Origin of the sequence: Micromonospora sp. WMMD723, from assembly GCF_049863385.1 — a bacterium.
GTDB lineage: Bacteria > Actinomycetota > Actinomycetes > Mycobacteriales > Micromonosporaceae > Micromonospora > Micromonospora wenchangensis.
Genome location: NZ_JBMKNR010000001.1, coordinates 3,456,534 through 3,474,259, shown reverse-complemented (window position 1 = coordinate 3,474,259; position 17,726 = coordinate 3,456,534). Strand labels below are relative to the sequence as shown.

General features: G+C 73.1%; 12 protein-coding genes and 1 pseudogene. 4 read left to right on the top strand and 9 right to left on the bottom strand.

What is annotated here, in order from left to right:
- Positions 1 to 64: 64 nt before the first annotated feature.
- Positions 65 to 1,096 (bottom strand): 3-isopropylmalate dehydrogenase, encoded by a 1,032-nt coding sequence (locus ACN261_RS15670; RefSeq protein WP_421486053.1) that lies wholly within the window; start codon positions 1,094 to 1,096, stop codon positions 65 to 67.
- Positions 1,097 to 1,317: 221 nt separating this feature from the next.
- On the opposite strand from ACN261_RS15670, the gene ACN261_RS15665 reads away from it, so the two are divergent.
- Positions 1,318 to 2,193 carry an FAD:protein FMN transferase gene (locus ACN261_RS15665; protein WP_425850828.1) on the top strand — a complete coding sequence of 292 codons (876 nt, stop codon included), beginning with the start codon at positions 1,318 to 1,320 and terminating at the stop codon, positions 2,191 to 2,193.
- Positions 2,194 to 2,551: 358 nt separating this feature from the next.
- A complete protein-coding gene (locus ACN261_RS15660) occupies positions 2,552 to 2,908 on the top strand; it encodes a hypothetical protein (RefSeq protein WP_204956794.1) in 357 nt (118 codons plus the stop codon).
- An 85-nt stretch (positions 2,909 to 2,993) separates the two neighbouring features.
- On the opposite strand, the gene serA is transcribed toward ACN261_RS15660, so the two are convergent.
- The 5 genes from serA to ACN261_RS15635 all read right to left on the bottom strand — a co-directional run bounded on the left by serA (position 2,994) and on the right by ACN261_RS15635 (position 11,346).
- A complete protein-coding gene (gene serA, locus ACN261_RS15655) occupies positions 2,994 to 4,592 on the bottom strand; it encodes a phosphoglycerate dehydrogenase (RefSeq protein ID WP_421486050.1) in 1,599 nt (532 codons plus the stop codon).
- A gap of 551 nt (positions 4,593 to 5,143) precedes the next feature.
- Positions 5,144 to 6,157 carry a ketol-acid reductoisomerase gene (gene ilvC, locus ACN261_RS15650; RefSeq protein ID WP_425850825.1) on the bottom strand — a complete coding sequence of 338 codons (1,014 nt, stop codon included), beginning with the start codon at positions 6,155 to 6,157 and terminating at the stop codon, positions 5,144 to 5,146.
- A 69-nt stretch (positions 6,158 to 6,226) separates the two neighbouring features.
- Positions 6,227 to 6,742, bottom strand: coding sequence for an acetolactate synthase small subunit (gene ilvN / locus ACN261_RS15645; protein WP_204923742.1), 516 nt, complete (start codon positions 6,740 to 6,742; stop codon positions 6,227 to 6,229).
- 66 nt (positions 6,743 to 6,808) lie between these two features.
- Positions 6,809 to 8,692 (bottom strand): acetolactate synthase large subunit, encoded by a 1,884-nt coding sequence (locus tag ACN261_RS15640; protein ID WP_425850821.1) that lies wholly within the window; start codon positions 8,690 to 8,692, stop codon positions 6,809 to 6,811.
- Between the two features lie 239 nt (positions 8,693 to 8,931).
- Complete coding sequence (locus ACN261_RS15635) at positions 8,932 to 11,346, bottom strand: putative bifunctional diguanylate cyclase/phosphodiesterase (RefSeq protein WP_421486047.1); 2,415 nt, start codon at positions 11,344 to 11,346, stop codon at positions 8,932 to 8,934.
- A gap of 110 nt (positions 11,347 to 11,456) precedes the next feature.
- Here ACN261_RS15635 and ilvD point away from each other — a divergent pair, with 110 nt between their 5' ends.
- Positions 11,457 to 13,304, top strand: coding sequence for a dihydroxy-acid dehydratase (ilvD, locus tag ACN261_RS15630; protein WP_421489153.1), 1,848 nt, complete (start codon positions 11,457 to 11,459; stop codon positions 13,302 to 13,304).
- A 113-nt stretch (positions 13,305 to 13,417) separates the two neighbouring features.
- On the opposite strand, the gene ACN261_RS15625 is transcribed toward ilvD, so the two are convergent.
- The 3 genes and pseudogenes from ACN261_RS15625 to ACN261_RS15615 all read right to left on the bottom strand — a co-directional run bounded on the left by ACN261_RS15625 (position 13,418) and on the right by ACN261_RS15615 (position 16,540).
- Positions 13,418 to 15,082, bottom strand: a complete 1,665-nt coding sequence (locus ACN261_RS15625) for a SulP family inorganic anion transporter (RefSeq protein WP_425850817.1) — start codon at positions 15,080 to 15,082, stop codon at positions 13,418 to 13,420.
- Between the two features lie 98 nt (positions 15,083 to 15,180).
- Positions 15,181 to 15,501 (bottom strand): annotated as a pseudogene (locus tag ACN261_RS15620) (ArsR/SmtB family transcription factor); the annotation flags it as partial.
- Between the two features lie 145 nt (positions 15,502 to 15,646).
- Positions 15,647 to 16,540 carry an acetyltransferase gene (locus tag ACN261_RS15615; RefSeq protein WP_421486044.1) on the bottom strand — a complete coding sequence of 298 codons (894 nt, stop codon included), beginning with the start codon at positions 16,538 to 16,540 and terminating at the stop codon, positions 15,647 to 15,649.
- Between the two features lie 273 nt (positions 16,541 to 16,813).
- On the opposite strand from ACN261_RS15615, the gene ACN261_RS15610 reads away from it, so the two are divergent.
- Entirely contained in the window at positions 16,814 to 17,725 is a 912-nt protein-coding gene (locus tag ACN261_RS15610) for a hypothetical protein (protein WP_421486042.1), read from the top strand.
- Position 17,726 lies beyond the last annotated feature (1 nt).

Here is a 17,726-nt window from a genome sequence, read left to right as displayed (position 1 = left end):
GGGCTGACGTCCCAGAAACCTACCCCGAACGCTCGTTCAGTGGATAGCTCCACGTCCCGAGGGGTCAGGCCACCGCCTGCGCGGCGAGCCGGTCCCCCACCTCGTCGGTGCGCAACGACACACCCGACGTGCGGGCGGCCAGCTCGGCGGCGACCGCGCCGGTCACCCGGGCGGCGGCGTCGGCGTGGCCGAGCTGGTCGAGCAGGAGCGCGGCGGAGAGCACCGCGGCCACCGGGTCGGCGACCCCCTTTCCGGCGATGTCCGGCGCGGAGCCGTGCACCGGCTCGAACATCGACGGGTACGCCCCGGTGGGGTTGATGCAGCCGCTGGCGGCCAGCCCGATCCCCCCGGTGACCGCGGCGGCGATGTCGGTGAGGATGTCGCCGAACAGGTTGTCGGTGACCACCACGTCGTACCGCTGGGGCTGGGTGACCAGGAACATGGCGGCGGCGTCGACGTGCTGGTACTCGGTGGCGACGTCGGGGTGCTCGGCGGCGACGGCCGCGAAGGCACGGGCCCACAGCGAGCCGGCGTGGGTCAGCACGTTGGTCTTGTGCACCAGGGTGACCTTGCGCCGCTCACGGCGACCGGCGCGGACGAAGGCGTCCCGGATGACCCGTTCCACCCCGTGTCGGGTGTTCAGGCTCTCCTCGGTGGCCACCTCGGCCGGGGTGTCCCGGTGCAGGCTGCCGCCGGCCCCGGCGTAGAGCCCCTCGGTGCCCTCCCGGACGACCACCAGGTCGACCTCGCCCGGCTTGACGTTGGCCAGCGGGCCGGGCACCCCCGGCCAGAGCCGGGACGGGCGCAGGTTGACGTACTGGTCGAAGGCGAAGCGCAGCTTCAGCAGCAGGCCGCGCTCCAGCACGCCGGGCGGCACGGTGGGGTCGCCCACCGCACCGAGCAGGATGGCGTCGTGGCCCGCCAGCTCGGTCAGCACCGAGTCGGGCAGCACCTCGCCGGTGCGGTGGTACCGCGCCGCGCCGAGGTCGTACTGCGTGGCCTCGACGCCGGGAAGCACGGCGTCGAGGACCTTGAGGGCCTGCGCGACCACCTCGGGTCCGATCCCGTCCCCGGCCACCACCGCGATCCGTGCCACCTACTGCTCCTCACCTCGTCCGCTGTGCGCAACGGTACGTCCCCGTCCCGCCTCCCGGTACGCGCCTTCCACCATCTGGGAGGCAGAAATGCTCAGCAGGCTCCCAGGCAGCATTCATGGTGCGGTCATCTCCACTGCCTAGGGTCGGTGCAGGACGGGTCGTGGGGGCCCGGGACGGACCGGCCGCGACGCCGCGGCACCGTCGGTGAAGGAGCAGGATGATGCGGACCGAGCAGCAGCGGGGGCCAGGCCGACTGGACGAGCAACCGCGCACCCGTTGGGTGGACCAGACGGCGTTCTCCCGCCGCCGCCCCGACCTGCGCCTGGGCACCCGCAGCCACCGCCTCGACCCCGCCGCTGACCCGTCCGGCGGCCGGATCGCCGTGCAGCACTCCGTCCGGACCGGCACCGCCGGATACTCGCTCCTGCTCAACGCCCCCGAGGAACTGGGCCGCCGGGCGGTCGGCGACGCGCTGCGCGACGCCGTCGCCGAACTGCGGGCCATCGACCTCACCTACGGGCCGAACCGGCCGCAGAGCCTGGTCTCCCGGCTGCGGCGCGGCGAGATCAGCCCCGAGTCGTACCCGCCGCTGACCGACCTGGTGGACCGCTGCGCCGCCATGCGGGCCGCCACCGACGGCTGGTTCGACGCCTGGGCCGTCCCCGGCGGCTTCGACCCCGGCGGCCTGCTCAACGGCTGGGCGGTGGAGCGGGCCGCGGCCCGGTTGCGCGCCGCCGGCATCCACGACTACGCGGTGCTCTCCGGCGCCGACCTGACGGTACGCGGACACGCCGCGCACGGCGGACCGTGGCGGGTGGCGGTGCACCACCCGACCGACAGCCGGCGGGCCCCGCTGGTGCTGGAGATGACGGCCGGCGCGGTGGGCACCTCCGGGGTCAGCGGCCGGCAGGGACACGTGGTCGACCCGCACACCGGCGAACCGGCCGGACAGCTGGTCGCCGCGACCGTCGTCGGCCCGGACCTGGCGGTGGCCGACGCCTACGCGACCGCGTTGTACGCGGCCGGGCCGGTGGGACTGTCGTGGTTCCGCGCCGACTCGGCCTATCAGGCTCTCTTCGCCCACCGACGCCGCTGAGCGGTGTCGCGGCGCGTCGGCCGACCTGTGGAGGGGGTCCACGGGGTGGCGCGGTCGACGGGCCGGCGATCGGCCCCCACGGTCTCGGCAACGACCGTGGGGGCCGGTCAGCGACGAGTGCGCGTGGCTCGCGCATTCGAGGGGTGCGGACCGGCCGGCCGGACGCTCGGCCCCGTCACCCGAAGACGGGTCGACTTCCGACTTTCCCGATGACCGCTCCGGTACGCTAGCGAATCGACGCAACTCTACGCAAGAGTCTCCACAGCGGACCGTGTTCCTCCGTACACTCTCGACCACTCGCGGCGATCACGGCGGGTCAGTGTCGCCCGGGGGTCCGGGTGATGGCACGCTGTCCGCCGTGAGTTTCGATCTGAGCGTGTGGGCCCTGCACGACGGAGCCACGCCCGAGGACGTCCGGGCGGCGGTGCGGCAGTGCCACGAGGGGCGGCACGGCGAGCGGTATCCGGACCCGCGGGTGGTCGCCTTCTACCGCGCCATCACCGCCTCGTACCCCGACCGGCCCGCCCACCAGGGCACCCCGTGGGAGGTGTCGCCGCTGCACGCGGCGGCCGACCACGTGGCGCTGAACCTCGTACCGACCTGTGACGACCAGGTGCTGCTCGACATCGAGCGGCTGGCCGGCGAGTACGACCTGATGCTCTTCGACCCGCAGGACGGTTCGGTCTACCCGCCGCCGTCGCGCCTCGCCCGCTGAGGCCACCGCCCGCGACGCTCGGGTGTGGACGACGGAGGGCCCGGCCGTGCGGCCGGGCCCTCCGTGGTGCAACGTGCGGGTGCGACTACTCGTCGCGCAGGTCGGCCGCGCTCGCGGCGGTCGCCCCGATCGAGTCGGCGGCCGAGGTGAGCAGGTCCGCCCCGAGCGCCTGGTCGACGGTGAGCGTCATCAGGGTCTCGCCGCCGGCCTCCCGACGGGCCACCTGCATCGCGGCGATGTTGATGCCGGCCTCGCCGAGCAGCGTGCCGACGGTGCCGACCACGCCCGGCCGGTCGGCGTACCGCAGGAAGAGCAGGATGCCCTCCGCGCCGATCTCCACGTCGAAGCCGTCCACCTCGGTCAGCTTGATGACGTCGCGGGTGCCGGTGTGGGCGACCGTGCCGGAGACGCTGACCGTACGACCGTCGGGCAGCGCGCCCCGCACGGTGACCAGGTTCGGGTGGTCGACCGTCTCGGCCTGGGTGGCGAGGGTCACCTCGACACCCCGCTCGGCGGCCAGGTGCGGCGCGTTGACGTAGGTGACCTGCTCCTCGACCACCGAGCTGAACAGCCCCTTGGTGGCGGCGAGCTTGAGCACCGACACGTCGTGGTTGACGATCTCGCCGCGCACCTCGACGGTGACGCTGGCGGCCACCCCGCCGGCCACGGCGGTGAACGCCCGGCCCAGCTTCTCGGCCAGCGGCAGCAGCGGCCGGACGTCCTCGGCGACGACGCCGCCGGCCTGCACGTTCACCGCGTCCGGCACGAACTCGCCCTGCAACGCCAGCTTGACGCTCTTGGCCACGGCCAGGCCGGCCTTGTCCTGCGCCTCGTGGGTGGACGCGCCCAGGTGCGGGGTGGCCACCACGTTGTCGAAGGCGAACAGCGGCGAGGAGGTGCACGGCTCCTTGGCGTACACGTCGACGCCGGCACCGGCGACCCGGCCCTCGGCGATCGCGTCGGCCAGGGCCTGCTCGTCGACCAGGCCACCCCGGGCGGCGTTGACGATCCGGACGCCCGGCTTGACGATCGCCAGCTCCTTCTCGCCGATCAGGCCGACCGTCTCCGGGGTCTTCGGCAGGTGGATCGAGATGAAGTCGGCCTCCCGCAGCAGCTCCTCCAGCCCCACCAGGCGGACGCCGAGCTGGGCGGCGCGGGCCGGCTGGATGTAGGGGTCGTACGCGATCAGCCGGGTGCCGAAGGCGGCGATGCGCTGGGCGAACAGCACGCCGATGCGGCCGAGGCCGACCACGCCGACGGTCTTGCCCTGCAACTCGACGCCCGTGTACTTGGACCGCTTCCACTCGCCGGCCTTGAGCGCGGCGCTGGCGCTGGCGGTGTTGCGCGCGACGGCGAGCAGCAGCGCGACGGCCTGCTCGGCGGCGGAGACGATGTTGGAGGTGGGGGCGTTGACGACCATGACGCCCCGCGCGGTGGCGGCCGGAACCTCGACGTTGTCCAGCCCGACGCCGGCCCGGGCGACCACCTTCAGGCGCGGCGCGGCGGAGATCGCCTCGGCGTCGATCTGCGTGGCACTGCGCACGATGACCGCGTCGGCCTCCGCCAGCGCGGAGAGCAGGGCCGGACGGTCGGTGCCGTCGACGTGGCGTACGTCGAAGTCGTGCGCGAGCACCTCGATGGCAGCGGGGGCGAGTTCTTCGGCGATCAGTACGACAGGATTCATCGGTCCTCGTAGACGTCGTATTAGGTTGGCCGGGGCGACCGGGCGCCGCGATGCGCCCTACGCCGATCCGTGCCGTGGCCGTCAGGTGCCGGTCACGCACCTCACCAAGGATGGTAGGGGGCGCTCCGGCCGGCATGTCCCGGTCTTCGGGGTGAGGGCCCTCACACAGGGTTGTCGCACGCCTGTCATCCCCCGTTCATCCGGCCCGGGAGCGCGGTGCGGGGGCCGATCGGGACCGATGAGGCATCGATCACCCCATCCCGCCTGGTGAACCGGCCAGCGCGGACCGCGACGGCGACCGGCGGAACGGGTCACGGCGCGACGGGGTCCGGCGGCGACAGGGTCCAGCGGCGGCAGCGGCCCGGCCCCGACCGCTGAGGAACGTGCCCGCGCAGAAAGCGGTATGACTGGCAGGCATAAATATGCCTGCCAGTCATACCGCTTCACGTCACCAGGTCGACCGGCCCGCGACCCGCCCGAGGGAGCCGGCGGCCCGGTCAGGACCGACGACCCGGGCGGCCCGCCGGACGGCGCTCAACGCGACGGACCGCTCAGGCGGTCTCGGTGAGCGGGCGGTCCACCCAGCTCATCATCGAGCGCAGCTTCTGCCCGGTCTCCTCGATCGGGTGCGCCGCGCCCTCGGCCCGCCACTTGGCGAAGTTCGGCCGGCCGGCCTCGTCCTCGGCCACCCACTCGCGGGCGAACTCGCCGGACTGGATCTCGCCGAGGATCTTGCGCATCTCCTCCTTGACCCGCGAGTCGACCACGCGCGGGCCCCGGGACAGGTCGCCGTACTCGGCGGTGTCGGAGATGCTGTACCGCATCCGGGCGATGCCGCCCTCGTACATCAGGTCGACGATGAGCTTCAGCTCGTGCAGGCACTCGAAGTAGGCCACCTCGGGGGCGTAGCCGGCCTCGGTGAGCACCTCGAACCCGGTCTGCACCAGGGCCGCCGCGCCGCCGCAGAGCACCGCCTGCTCGCCGAAGAGGTCGGTCTCGGTCTCCTCGGTGAAGGTGGTCCGGATCGCGCCGGCCCGGGTGCCGCCGATGCCCTTGGCGTACGCCAGGGCCAGCGGGAAGGCGTTGCCGCTGGCGTCCTGCTCGACGGCGACCAGGCAGGGCACGCCCTTGCCGTCGACGTACTGGCGGCGGACCAGGTGGCCGGGGCCCTTCGGGGCCACCATCGCCACGTCCACGTCGGCCGGCGGGGTGATCAGGCCGTACCGGATGTTGAAGCCGTGCCCGAAGAAGAGCGCCTTGCCGGGGGCGAGGTTGGGGGCGATCGACTCGGCGTAGATGGTCCGCTGGGCGGTGTCCGGCGCCAGGATCATGATCACGTCGGCCTCGGCCGCCGCCTCGGCCGGGGTGAGCACCCGCAGGCCCTGCTCCTCGGCCTTCGGCCGGCTCTTGGAGCCCGCCGGCAGGCCGATCACCACGTCGACACCGGAGTCGCGCAGCGACAGCGCGTGGGCGTGGCCCTGGCTGCCGTACCCGATCACGGCGACCTTGCGGCCCTGGATCAGGCCCAGGTCGGCGTCGTCGTCGTAGTACACCTCAACGCTCATTGACTTCCCTTTCGTACGGCGGTCTCGTCGACCGTCGTGGACTGTGTGCGGTGGCAGGTGGCGGCGCGGTCAGGCGGCGCGCAGCGCCGGGCCGGCGGTGATCGACCGCGAACCGCGCCCGATCGCCACCGTGCCGGACTGGACCATCTCCTTGATCCCGAACGGCTCCAGGTCACGCAGCAGCGCGTCGAGCTTGTCGGGGGTGCCGGTCGCCTCGACGGTGAGGGTGTCCGGCGCGACGTCGACCACCCGGGCCCGGAACAGGGCGACCGTCTCCAGCACCTGCGCCCGGGCGGCACGGTCGGCGCGGACCTTGACCAGCAGCAGCTCCCGCGCCACCGAGACCTGCGGATCCAGTTCAACGATCTTCAGTACGTTGACCAGTTTGTTGAGCTGCTTGGTGACCTGCTCCAACGGCGACGAGTCGGCGTTGACCACGATGGTGATCCGGGAGACGTCGGGGTTCTCGGTCTCGCCGACGGCCAGGCTGTCGATGTTGAAGCCGCGCCGGGAGAACAGGCCGGAGACCCGGGCCAGGACACCCGGCTTGTTCTCCACCAGCACGGACAGGGTGTGCAGGGTCATGCCACCGTCTCGCTTCGCTCGGTCGGGCCGTGCCCGCGCACGGTCCCGGGGAATCGGTCACTCATCTCAGATGTCGTCCTCGTCGAACGCCGGGCGGACGCCCCGGGCGAACATGATCTCGTCGTTGCTGGTGCCGGCGGCCACCATCGGCCAGACCATCGCGTCCTTGCCGACCGTGAAGTCGATCACGACAGGTGCGTCGGTGATCGCCATCGCCGCCTCGATCGTCTTGTCGACGTCGGCGGCGTTCTCGCAGCGTAGGCCGACACAGCCGAGCGCCTCGGCCAGCTTGACGAAGTCCGGGATGCGGTGCTTGTGGGTGCCCAACTCGGTGTTGGAGTAGCGCCCCTCGTAGAACAGGGTCTGCCACTGCCGCACCATGCCCAGGTTGCCGTTGTTGATCACCGCGATCTTGACCGGGATGCCCTCCAGTGCGCAGGTGGCCAGCTCCTGGTTGGTCATCTGGAAGCAGCCGTCGCCGTCGACCGCCCACACCACCGTGTCCGGCCGGCCGGCCTTCGCGCCCATCGCCGCCGGGACGGCGTACCCCATGGTGCCGAGGCCGCCGGAGTTGAGCCAGGTGCCCGGCTTCTCGTACGAGATGAACTGGCTGGCCCACATCTGGTGCTGGCCGACCCCGGCCACGTAGATCGCGTCCGGGCCGACGATCTCGCCCAGCCGCTTGATCACGTACTGCGGGGAGAGGGTGCCGTCGGCCGGCTCGTCGTAACCCAGCGGGTACCGCTCGCGCAGGTCGTCGAGCTGGTGCCACCAGTCGTGCAGGTCGGTGCGGCGGCCGGCCTTCTGCTCGGTGGTCACCGCCGCGATCAGCTCGTCGATGACGTGCTTGGCGTCACCGACGATCGGGACGTCGGCGTGCCGGTTCTTGCCGATCTCGGCCGGGTCGATGTCGGCGTGCACCACCGTGGCGTCCGGGGCGAACGAGTCGAGCTTGCCGGTCACCCGGTCGTCGAACCGGGCCCCCAACGCCACGATCAGGTCGGCCTTCTGCAGGCCGTAGACGGCGGCGACGGTGCCGTGCATGCCGGGCATGCCCAGGTGCTGACGGTGCGAGTCGGGGAACGCGCCCAGCGCCATCAGCGTGGTAACCACCGGGATGCCGGTCAGCTCGGCGAGCTGACGCAGCGACTCGGTCGCACCGGCCTTGAGCACCCCGCCACCGACGTAGAGCACCGGCCGGCGGGCGCCGCTCATCAGCCGCGCCGCCTCCCGGATCTGCTTGCCGTGCGGGTGCAGGGTCGGCCGGTAGCCGGGCAGGTCCAGGGTGGGCGGCCAGGAGAAGGTGGTCGCCGCCTGCAGGACGTCCTTGGGGATGTCCACCAGGACCGGGCCGGGACGCCCGGTCGCCGCCAGGTGGAACGCCTCGGCGAGGACCTGCGGGATCTCCTCGGCGTTCTGCACCAGGAAGTTGTGCTTGGTGATCGGCAGGGTGATGCCCTGGATGTCCGCCTCCTGGAAGGCGTCCGTGCCGATCATCGGCCGGGCCACCTGACCGGTGATCGCGACGATCGGCACCGAGTCCATGTACGCGTCGGCGATCGGGGTGACCAGGTTCGTCGCGCCCGGCCCGGAGGTGGCGATGCAGACACCCACCCGGCCGGTGGCCTGTGCATACCCGGTGGCGGCGTGTCCCGCGCCCTGCTCGTGCCGGACCAGGATGTGCCGCACCGAGGAGTCGTAGAGCGGGTCGTAGGCGGGCAGGATCGCCCCGCCGGGGATGCCGAAGACGACGTCGACGCCGAGCGCCTCCAACGACCGCACCAGGGAGCCGGCACCGGAGACCGGGACCGGCCCGGACGGCCGTACGGCCGGGGTGGCCGGCGCGGCGGCGCGCGGCGGGGTGGTGTGGTCGGCGTCGCCGGCCGGCTCGGTGACCGTACGGGCCCGCCGGGCGGAGTGGGCGAGGGTCTCTGGCGTGGGTCTCGTCATGGCGGTTCAGGCCTTCGGCTGGAGTTGGGTGGAGCTGCTACGACAGGTGCGACGGGGGCGGTGGCCCGCCCCGGTGGTTCCGACGGCAATAAAAACGGCCCTCGTGCAGATGCACGGGGCCAGCGCACTCTCGACAGCGGGAGAGTGCGCTCAGGTAAGTACTCGCAGCGACCGGTTCGACGACATGGGCCAAGCCTGACGCATCTCACGCGATGAGTCAACTGATCCCACATGTTGGTTCACGAACGGGGGATACCGTCCCCGTTGGGGGTCTCGTCAACCGGCCCGGCCTGCGCGGACTCGTCGTACGCGGGGCGTGGGGCGGGCGTCGCCGGGGATGCCGGTGGGTGGGATCGCAGCCGGGGCAGCAGCGGCGACGGGGTGGGTCGTCGCGGCGGGGGCGGCGGGGCCGGCGGTGCCGACGCGGGGCGGGCGCCCGGCGAGGTGGCCGCCTCCAGCATCGCCTCCAGGTGCTCGGCCGGCACCCCCCAGCCGAAGAGCGCGCCCTGGCCGAACCGGCAGCCGGCGGCGACCACCGCGGCCAGCTCGGCCGGGTTGGTGACCCCCTCGGCGATCACCTCCAGGCCGAGCTGGTGACCCAGCCGCATGACGATGTCGACCATCGGGGCGAACGCCGGCCCGTCCCGGCCCACCGGGCGGACCGGCTCGTGCTCGGCGACCAGACTGTGGTCGATCTTGAGGATGTCGATCGGCAGCCGGCGCAACTGCCCCAACGACGAGTACCCCGCACCGAAGTCGTCGAGCGCGATCCGTACCCCGGTGCGCCGCAGCGCGGTCAGCCGGCGGATCAGCTCGTCCAGGTCGGTGGCGACGGCGTGCTCGGTGACCTCCAGCACCAGCCGCTGCGGCGGCACGTGGTGGGCGCGCAGCGCCTCGGCCACCTGCACCACGTACTCCGGGGCGTGCAGCTCGCGCGGGGAGACGTTGACCGACACCCAGACGTCGTGGCCGTCGGCGAGCCAGCGGGACAGCTGCCAGCACGCCTGGTGCAGCACCCAGGCCCCCAGCTTGGCGATCATCCCGCACTCCTCGGCCAGCGGGATGAACTCGTCCGGCCGGACGTTGCCCAGCTCGGGGTGGTGCCAGCGCAGCAGCGCCTCGGCACCCACCGGCCGCACCGAGGGCAGCGACGCCACCGGCTGGAAGGCCAGCCGCAGCTCGTCGCGCTCGATCGCGCCGCGCATCTCGTGCTCCAGCCGGGTACGCCGGGTCAGCAGCCGGTCGTAGCTGCCGTCGTACCGCTCGATCCGGTTCTTGCCGCGCTGCTTGGCGTAGCGCAGGGCCAGGTCGGCGTGGCGCAGCAGGCCGACCACGTCCGGGTCGTCGCCGCCCTGCCCGGCCACCCCGATGCTGACCGAGAGGAAGACCGCCCCGCCCTCCTGCTCGTACGGCCGGCCGAGCACCCCCAGCAGCCGCTCGGCCACCACGTCCGCGTCGGTCGGCCGGCCCCGCATCAGCACCGCGAACTCGTCGCCACCGAGCCGGGCGGCCAGGTCGCCGGGGCGCAGGTTGCTCCGCAGCCGCCGCCCCACCTCGGCGAGCACCATGTCACCGACGTCGTGGCCGCGCATGTCGTTGACGTTCTTGAAGCCGTCCAGGTCGAGGCCGAGCAGCACGCAGCCGCCCCCCTCGGTGGCGCAGCGCTGCATCTCCCGCAGCAGGCCACGCCGGTTGGCGAGGGTGGTCAGCGGGTCGGTGTGGGCCAGTTCCCGGAAGTGCGCCTCCCGGTCGGCCAGCCGGTGGGCGTAGCTGCGGACGTCGTTGAGGGTGAGGTACTGCCGGGTGACCAGGGCGAAGCCCTCCAGGCTGCCGGCGATGATGCCCAGCGCGTCGAACCGGCCGCCCTGGACGAGGTGGTACATCGCCGAACCGGCCATCGCCACCATCGGGATGAAGGCGTACTCGCCGTCGCGGCGGATCAGGTCGATGTCGACCTGGCCCGGGGCGTCCACCCGGTGCACGGCGAGCGCCCCGGCGAGCATGCCCACGGCGAGCAGCGCGGCACCGGTCAGCGCCATCGCCGAGCCGCCCTGGCAGACCCCGGCGGCCAGGCCGAGACCACCGGTGGCGGTCGCGGTGATGCCGACGCCGAGCACGGCCAGCCGGGTCCGTGGGCCGTCGGCGCGGGCCACCACCATCGCGGTGAGCCCGGCGGTGAGCGCCACGGTCACCGACGCGAGCAGGATGGCCGGACAGGCGCTCGGCGTCGCCGGCCCCAGCAGCCGGGTCGGCTCCGAGAAGAGCACCCAGCCGACGAACCAGATCGCGGCGGCCACGGTCAGCCCGTCGAGCAGCAGCCGCGCGGCGGCGGCCCGGGCCACCATCGCGCCGGGCAGGCGGAGCAGACCCGCGCAGTAGCCGAGCCCGCTCAGCGCGGTGCCGACCGCGATCAGCGACGCCCACCCCATCCCCTGCCCGCGCGGGTGCGCCCCGTGGTCGGCCGCGCCGAGCACGGCGACGGTGCCGGCGGCCAGGGTGGTCAGGGCGATCGCGGCGGCCACGGCGAACAGCAGGTGCGCCTGGCGGTGCGGCCCGCCACGCCGCCGGGCCGAGTCGGCCAGCAGTGCGGTGGCGGCGACGGCGAGCAGGCCGCTCAACACCGCCACGGCGACCATGCCCGGGGGTAAACGCACGACCTCAACTGTGCCGGATCGGCGCCCGGCACGGGGTACCGGGTGTGCAACTGTTGGGACACGGCGCGAGCGGTGGGAGCCGCCCGCCGGGCGGTGTAAGACTGGTACCCATGCCTGAGCTGCGGTCGAGGACCTCCACCCACGGTCGGACGATGGCCGGCGCCCGGGCCCTCTGGCGGGCCACCGGGATGACCGACGACGACTTCGGCAAGCCGATCGTCGCCATCGCGAACAGTTTCACCCAGTTCGTCCCCGGCCACGTCCACCTGAAGGACATGGGTGGCCTGGTCGCGGACGCGGTGGCCGAGGCCGGCGGGGTGGGGCGCGAGTTCAACACCATCGCCGTGGACGACGGCATCGCCATGGGCCACGGCGGGATGCTCTACTCGCTGCCCAGCCGGGAGCTGATCGCCGACGCGGTCGAATACATGGTCAACGCGCACTGCGCGGACGCGCTGGTCTGCATCTCGAACTGCGACAAGATCACCCCCGGGATGCTGCTGGCCGCGCTGCGGCTCAACATCCCGACGGTCTTCGTCTCCGGCGGCCCGATGGAGGCCGGCAAGACGGTGGCGATCGAGGGCGTCGTGCACTCCAAGCTCGACCTGATCGACGCGATGGTCGCCTCCTCCAACGAGGCGGTCACCGACGACCAGCTCGGCGAGATCGAACGCTCCGCCTGCCCCACCTGCGGCTCCTGCTCCGGCATGTTCACCGCCAACTCGATGAACTGCCTCACCGAGGCGATCGGCCTGGCGCTGCCCGGCAACGGCTCGACGCTGGCCACCCACGCCGCGCGCCGGTCACTGTTCGTGGAGGCCGGCCGGACCGCCGTCGCGATCGCCAAGCGCTGGTACGACCAGGACGACGCCTCCGTGCTGCCCCGCAACGTCGCCAACCGCAAGGCGTTCGACAACGCGGTCGCCCTCGACGTGGCGATGGGCGGGTCGACCAACACGATCCTGCACCTGCTCGCCGCCGCCCGCGAGGCCGAACTCGACTTCACCGTCGCCGACATCGACGCCGTTTCCCGGCGGGTGCCCTGCCTGGCCAAGGTCGCCCCGAACTCGCCGAACTACCACATGGAGGACGTGCACCGCGCCGGTGGCATCCCGGCCATCCTCGGTGAACTCGACCGCGCCGGCCTGCTGCACCGCGACGTGCACGCCGTGCACTCCCCCTCGCTGGCCCAGTGGCTCACCGACTGGGACGTGCGGGGCGGCTCGCCCCTCCCCGAGGCGGTCGAGCTGTTCCACGCCGCGCCCGGCGGGGTGCGCACCATCGAGCCGTTCTCCACCACCAACCGCTGGTCCACCCTGGACACCGACGCCGCGCAGGGGTGCGTGCGTGACCGGGAGCACGCCTACACCGCCGACGGCGGGCTGGCCATCCTGCACGGCAACCTTGCGCCGGAGGGCTGCGTGGTGAAGACCGCCGGGGTGCCCGAGGAGTGCCTGACCTTCCGGGGCCCGGCCAAGGTCTACGAGTCGCAGGACGACGCGGTCGCCGCGATCCTCGCCAAGGAGGTCGTCGCCGGGGACGTCGTGGTGATCCGCTACGAGGGTCCCAAGGGCGGCCCCGGCATGCAGGAGATGCTCTACCCCACCTCGTTCCTCAAGGGGCGCGGGCTGGGCCGGTCCTGCGCGCTGCTCACCGACGGCCGGTTCTCCGGCGGCACCTCCGGGCTGTCCATCGGGCACGCCTCCCCCGAGGCGGCCTCCGGTGGGCTGATCGCCCTGGTCGAGCCCGGCGACGAGATCGTCATCGACATCCCGGCCCGGTCGATCGAGCTGAACGTGCCCGACGACGTGCTGGAGGCCCGCCGGGTGGCCCAGGAGAAGCGGGACCGGCCGTACACCCCGCTGGACCGGCAGCGCCCGGTTTCCGCCGCCCTGCGCGCGTACGCCTCGATGGCCACCTCGGCCAGCGACGGCGCGTACCGCCGCGTCCCCGAGTAGCCCGGACCGGCGTCGCCCGCGTCGGCGATGTGGCGGTATCCCTACGCGGGGACACCGCTACATCGGCCCCGAAGAGTCGATCAACCGGCCAGCCGCGCGAACGCCGGCTGGGGTCAGGTGGGGACGGGGCCGCGGAGCAGGTCGCGGGCGTGGGCGATGGCGGCCGGGGTGTCGGGGAAGACCAACCCGTCGCGGCGCAACTCGTCGGCCACGCCGAGGGTCGAAAGCACCTGGTCGTGGTCGGTTGTGATGCCGGAGAGCAGCACGGTGATCCCCCGGCCGCGCAGTCGCCCGATGGCGTCGCCGAGCACGTGCGCGCCGGTGGCGTCCAGCGCCGACACCCGGGACATCCGCAGGATGACCACCCGGACGTCGGCCACCTCGGACAGTTCCAGCAGGAAGGTGTGCGCGGCGGCGAAGAACAGCGGCCCGTCCAGCCGGTACGCCACGATGTGCTCGGCCAGCAGGGCGTGTTCCTCGGCGCTGTGCTCGCCCCGGTCGAGCGGGACCTGTTCCAGCCGGGCGCTGCGGGCCACCGCGCGCAGCGCGATCACCACCGCCACGGCGACCCCGACGGCGACAGCGGTGACCAGGTCCCAGGCGACCGTGACGACGAAGGTGAGCACCAGCACCAGGGCGTCGCCCCGGGTGGCGCGGGCCAGCGCCCACAGCGATCCGGCCTCGATCATGCGTACCGTGGTGGCGAGCAGCACCCCGGCGAGCGCGGCGAGTGGGATCCGGCCGACCAGCGGGGCGGCGGCCAGCACGATCGCGGCGAGCGCCACCGCGTGGGTGAGCGCGGCCAGCTTCGAGGCCGCGCCGGCGCGGACGTTGACGGCCGTGCGGGCGATGGCGGCGGTGGCCGGGATGCCGCCGAACACGGGTGCGGCGAGGTTGGCCAGGCCCTGACCGAACAGTTCCCGGTCCGGGTCGTGCCGTTGCCCGACGGTCATCCCGTCGGCGACGGTGGCCGACAGCAGGCTCTCCAGCGCGGCGAGCGCGGCCACCGCCAGCGCCGACGGCAGCAGCACGCCGACCGCGCCGGGGTCGAGGAAGCCCAGCGACGGCGCGGGCAGCCCTTGCGGCAGGGCGCCGATCCGGGCCAGGTCGAGCGGGAGGGTCTCGGCGAGGACGGTGGCGGCGGCCACCCCGAGCAGCGAGAACGGTACGCCTGGCCGGAAGCGTGCGCCGAGCAGCATCAGCGCCGCCACCCCGAGCGCGACCGCCAGCGCCACCGGCCGGGGGTGTACGGCGAACCGGGCGACGGCGTCGGCGGCGACGGCCCACACCCGGTCGCCGTGCGCGTCGGTGACGCCGAGCGCGGCGGGCACCTGTTGCAGGGCGATGACCACGGCGATACCGGCGGTGAAGCCCTCGATGACGGGGGTCGGCAGGTAGCGGACGTAGCGGCCGAGGCGGGCCAGGGCGAGGGCGATCAGCAGCAGCCCGGCCAGCACGCCGACCATCAGCACCCCGGTCGGACCGAACTGCTGCACCACCGGCACCAGCACCACGGTCATCGCCCCGGTGGGGCCGGAGACCTGGAGGTGGGAGCCGCCGAACACGGCCGCCACCGCCCCGGCGACGACGGCGGTGACCAGCCCGGCCTGCGCGCCCAGCCCGGAGGTGACGCCGAAGGCGAGGGCGAGCGGCAGGGCCACCACGGCCACGGTCAGCCCGGCGACCAGGTCCCGCCGGGGTGAGCGGCGTACCGCCTGCCAGTCGGCGCGGTCGGGCAGCAGGCCGAGGACCCGGTCGGCGACGGCGGTGGCGCTCACCGGCCCGGCCGGGTCGGCGAGCCGTTCGTGGGGGTTCGGGGCCCGTCGCCGGCCGCGACGGAGGCGGGTGCGGCGCTGCCGGCGGTCGGGGCGGGATCGGCGCGGAGTTCGTCGAGGAGGGCGTCGCGGTCGGTGAGGACGGTGCCGAGGATGCGTCGGCCGGCGGCCAACAGGTCGGCCACGTCGGGGGTGCTCAGCGAGTACATCACCAGCGGGCCGTCCCGGTAGGAGGTGACCATGCCGGCCCGGCGCAGCACGGCGAGCTGCTGGGAGAGGTTGGACGGCTCGACCTCGATGACGGCGAGCAGGTCGCGGACCGGCTTCGGGCCGTCCTGGAGCAGTTCGAGCACCCGGATGCGCACCGGGTGCCCGAGGGTGCGGAACAGCTCCGCCTTGGCCTGGTACAGCGGGACCGACACCCGGGACCTTCTTCCGTCGACGTCGTGAACACTTTAGCACTTGCGAAATTCTTCAAGTCGACTGTCGCGTGGTTCGTGACTCCCGGTTCGTGGTCGGGTCAGGCGGCGTGCCCCCGGCGGACCGGCCGGGGGCACGCCGTACGGATCAGTCGACGGAAACCGTGGCGGGCTCGAAGAACAGCCGGGTACGCAACTGCCGGAACCCGGTGCGTTCCAGCTCGGCGACCACCGCCACCCGGTGCGCGTCCGCGTCGGCCACCACCTCCCGTGCCCCCTCGGCCACCAACGCCGCGACCGAGTCGGCAAGCAACTCGCCCCGCGCCGCCCCGTCCAGCAGGCCGAGGTAGCCGAGCTGCGGGAAACAGGCGTCCCCGGTCGTCCCGGCGAGGCCGACCGGCTCCCCGTCGGCCAGGGCGATCCGCCAGGTCGCAGCGGTCAGCCAGGCCCGTGGAGCGGTGGCCAGGTCCACGCCGGCCACCGCAAGGGCGATCTCCCGGCCGGTCAGCACGTCCGGCTCGGCGATCCGGGCGACCAGGGCGTCGACCTCGCCGCCGTCGGTGGCCGGGCGGAACGCGTAGCTGCCGGCGGCCGCCGGCAGCGGGGTGCCCGCCCACGAGCAGCGGAGTCGCTCACCGCGCTCGACCAGCCCGGCGAGCCGGGCCGCCGCCAGCGGGGCCCGGACCACGGCGAGCACCTCCGGCCGCCGCCGCCAGTGCGCGGGCAGCCCGGCGTGGTACGGGTACGGGCCACCGAGCGCCTCGTGGGCCGCCCGCAGCAGCGCAGCACCCGCCTCAGGTTCGGCGGTCAGGTCGAAGCGGTCCAGCCAGGGCGCACCGGCGGCCCCGGGCGGCAGGAGCCACGCGGCCCGACCGACCACCCGGCCGCCCCGCAGGGCGATCCAGGTGCGCTCGGGCCGATAGCCACCCCCGGCGACACCGTCGGCGTAACCGACCTTGCGCAGGTGGGGCAGCGGGTCGGGCATAGACTCGAACAGATCTTCCTCGCCCGCGACGAGCGGGCGGATGACCAGGTCGGTCATGGGGAATCCTCCGGAAGGCGAACGCCCCGGTCAGATCCGCGTGGACGCCGGGACGCGGAGGGGGCGCAGAACATCGGACATCGTTCTGACCTCCTTCCGGCTCGACGGCGTGCCGCAGAACGTACCCAACGCGGCGGCGCGGTCGCAACACCGCTATCGCGCTGATCGCCTGTCGGGACCCGTCCAGGGCTGACGCCGTGTTCTACGGTGGACGGTGCCGCAGGGCCGCGAGGACCGGAAGCGGTACGGATCACCGAGCACCGTTGGGGAGAGATGAGCGCTCATCCGCGCCCGGACGCAGAACCGGAACTCCCGTTCTCCTGGCTTGCCGACGCCCCGCTGTTCATCGACCGGGATCAGGTGTCGGCGTTCTACGACGCGGTGGTCATGCCCGAACACGAGACCGGCAAGATCACTCTGTCGACCAGGGACATCCGGGTTTCGCGGAGCAGCACCAGCGGAAAGCTGGGGGCCCGCATCGGAACCAGGGACCTGCTGGCCTCCCTCTTTCCGTTCCTCGATGCCCACGTCGCCCTGGAGGGGACGCACGGTCGCGAGAAGTCGACGCAGGCCGAGCAGGGGGACTCGATCGAGCTTCACCCGATCAGGAATCCGCACCGGCAACTCCTCCAACTCGCCCTGCACTATGCGGCCCACCTGCCCGACAGGGTGACATTCGCCCAGGACGAGAGCTGGCTGGACGACCTCGACCGGAACTTCATCAGGGACAGCCCCCGGGCACTCGTCTTCGTCGACCTTCCCGCCGGGCGGGCGATCATTCCGCTGGCCGCGGAACTGGCGACCGGAAGAGTGGTTGCGATCTTCGACGACCTGGTGGCCGAGATCTCCCGCACCGTCCGTACGCTGCCGCCGCACTACCCGGAGACCGAGGAGCCTGCGACGAAGCGCGAGTACTGGCGCTGGTTCTCGGACAACTACAGCGCCATCGCCGCGATGAACGTGCTCGAACGGGGTATCGGCGACGGCGGTCCGGCCCAGTGGGTGGATTACCGGGTTCACCTCAACGACAGGTCGCTCCAGCTCTCTCTGCGGGGTCGGCGCAACTTCGAGACGGGAATCTACGCGTACTCGATGATCCGCCGTGGCAACCAGCACGGGCTGCGGATCGTGGGCACCCTGAAGTCCGGCCCCGGGCTCAACGTCCTCGCCGTCTTCGAGAAGTGAG

Bases quoted from the DNA above. Each gene is read 5' to 3' on its own strand.
- ACN261_RS15615 (WP_421486044.1), bottom strand. From the start codon at position 16,540: ATGACCGACCTGGTCATCCGCCCGCTCGTCGCGGGCGAGGAAGATCTG.
- ilvD (WP_421489153.1), top strand. From the start codon at position 11,457: ATGCCTGAGCTGCGGTCGAGGACCTCCACCCACGGTCGGACGATGGCC.
- serA (WP_421486050.1), bottom strand. From the start codon at position 4,592: ATGAATCCTGTCGTACTGATCGCCGAAGAACTCGCCCCCGCTGCCATC.
- ACN261_RS15610 (WP_421486042.1), top strand. From the start codon at position 16,814: ATGAGCGCTCATCCGCGCCCGGACGCAGAACCGGAACTCCCGTTCTCC.
- ilvN (WP_204923742.1), bottom strand. From the start codon at position 6,742: ATGACCCTGCACACCCTGTCCGTGCTGGTGGAGAACAAGCCGGGTGTC.
- ACN261_RS15665 (WP_425850828.1), top strand. From the start codon at position 1,318: ATGCGGACCGAGCAGCAGCGGGGGCCAGGCCGACTGGACGAGCAACCG.
- ilvC (WP_425850825.1), bottom strand. From the start codon at position 6,157: ATGAGCGTTGAGGTGTACTACGACGACGACGCCGACCTGGGCCTGATC.
- ACN261_RS15640 (WP_425850821.1), bottom strand. From the start codon at position 8,692: ATGACGAGACCCACGCCAGAGACCCTCGCCCACTCCGCCCGGCGGGCC.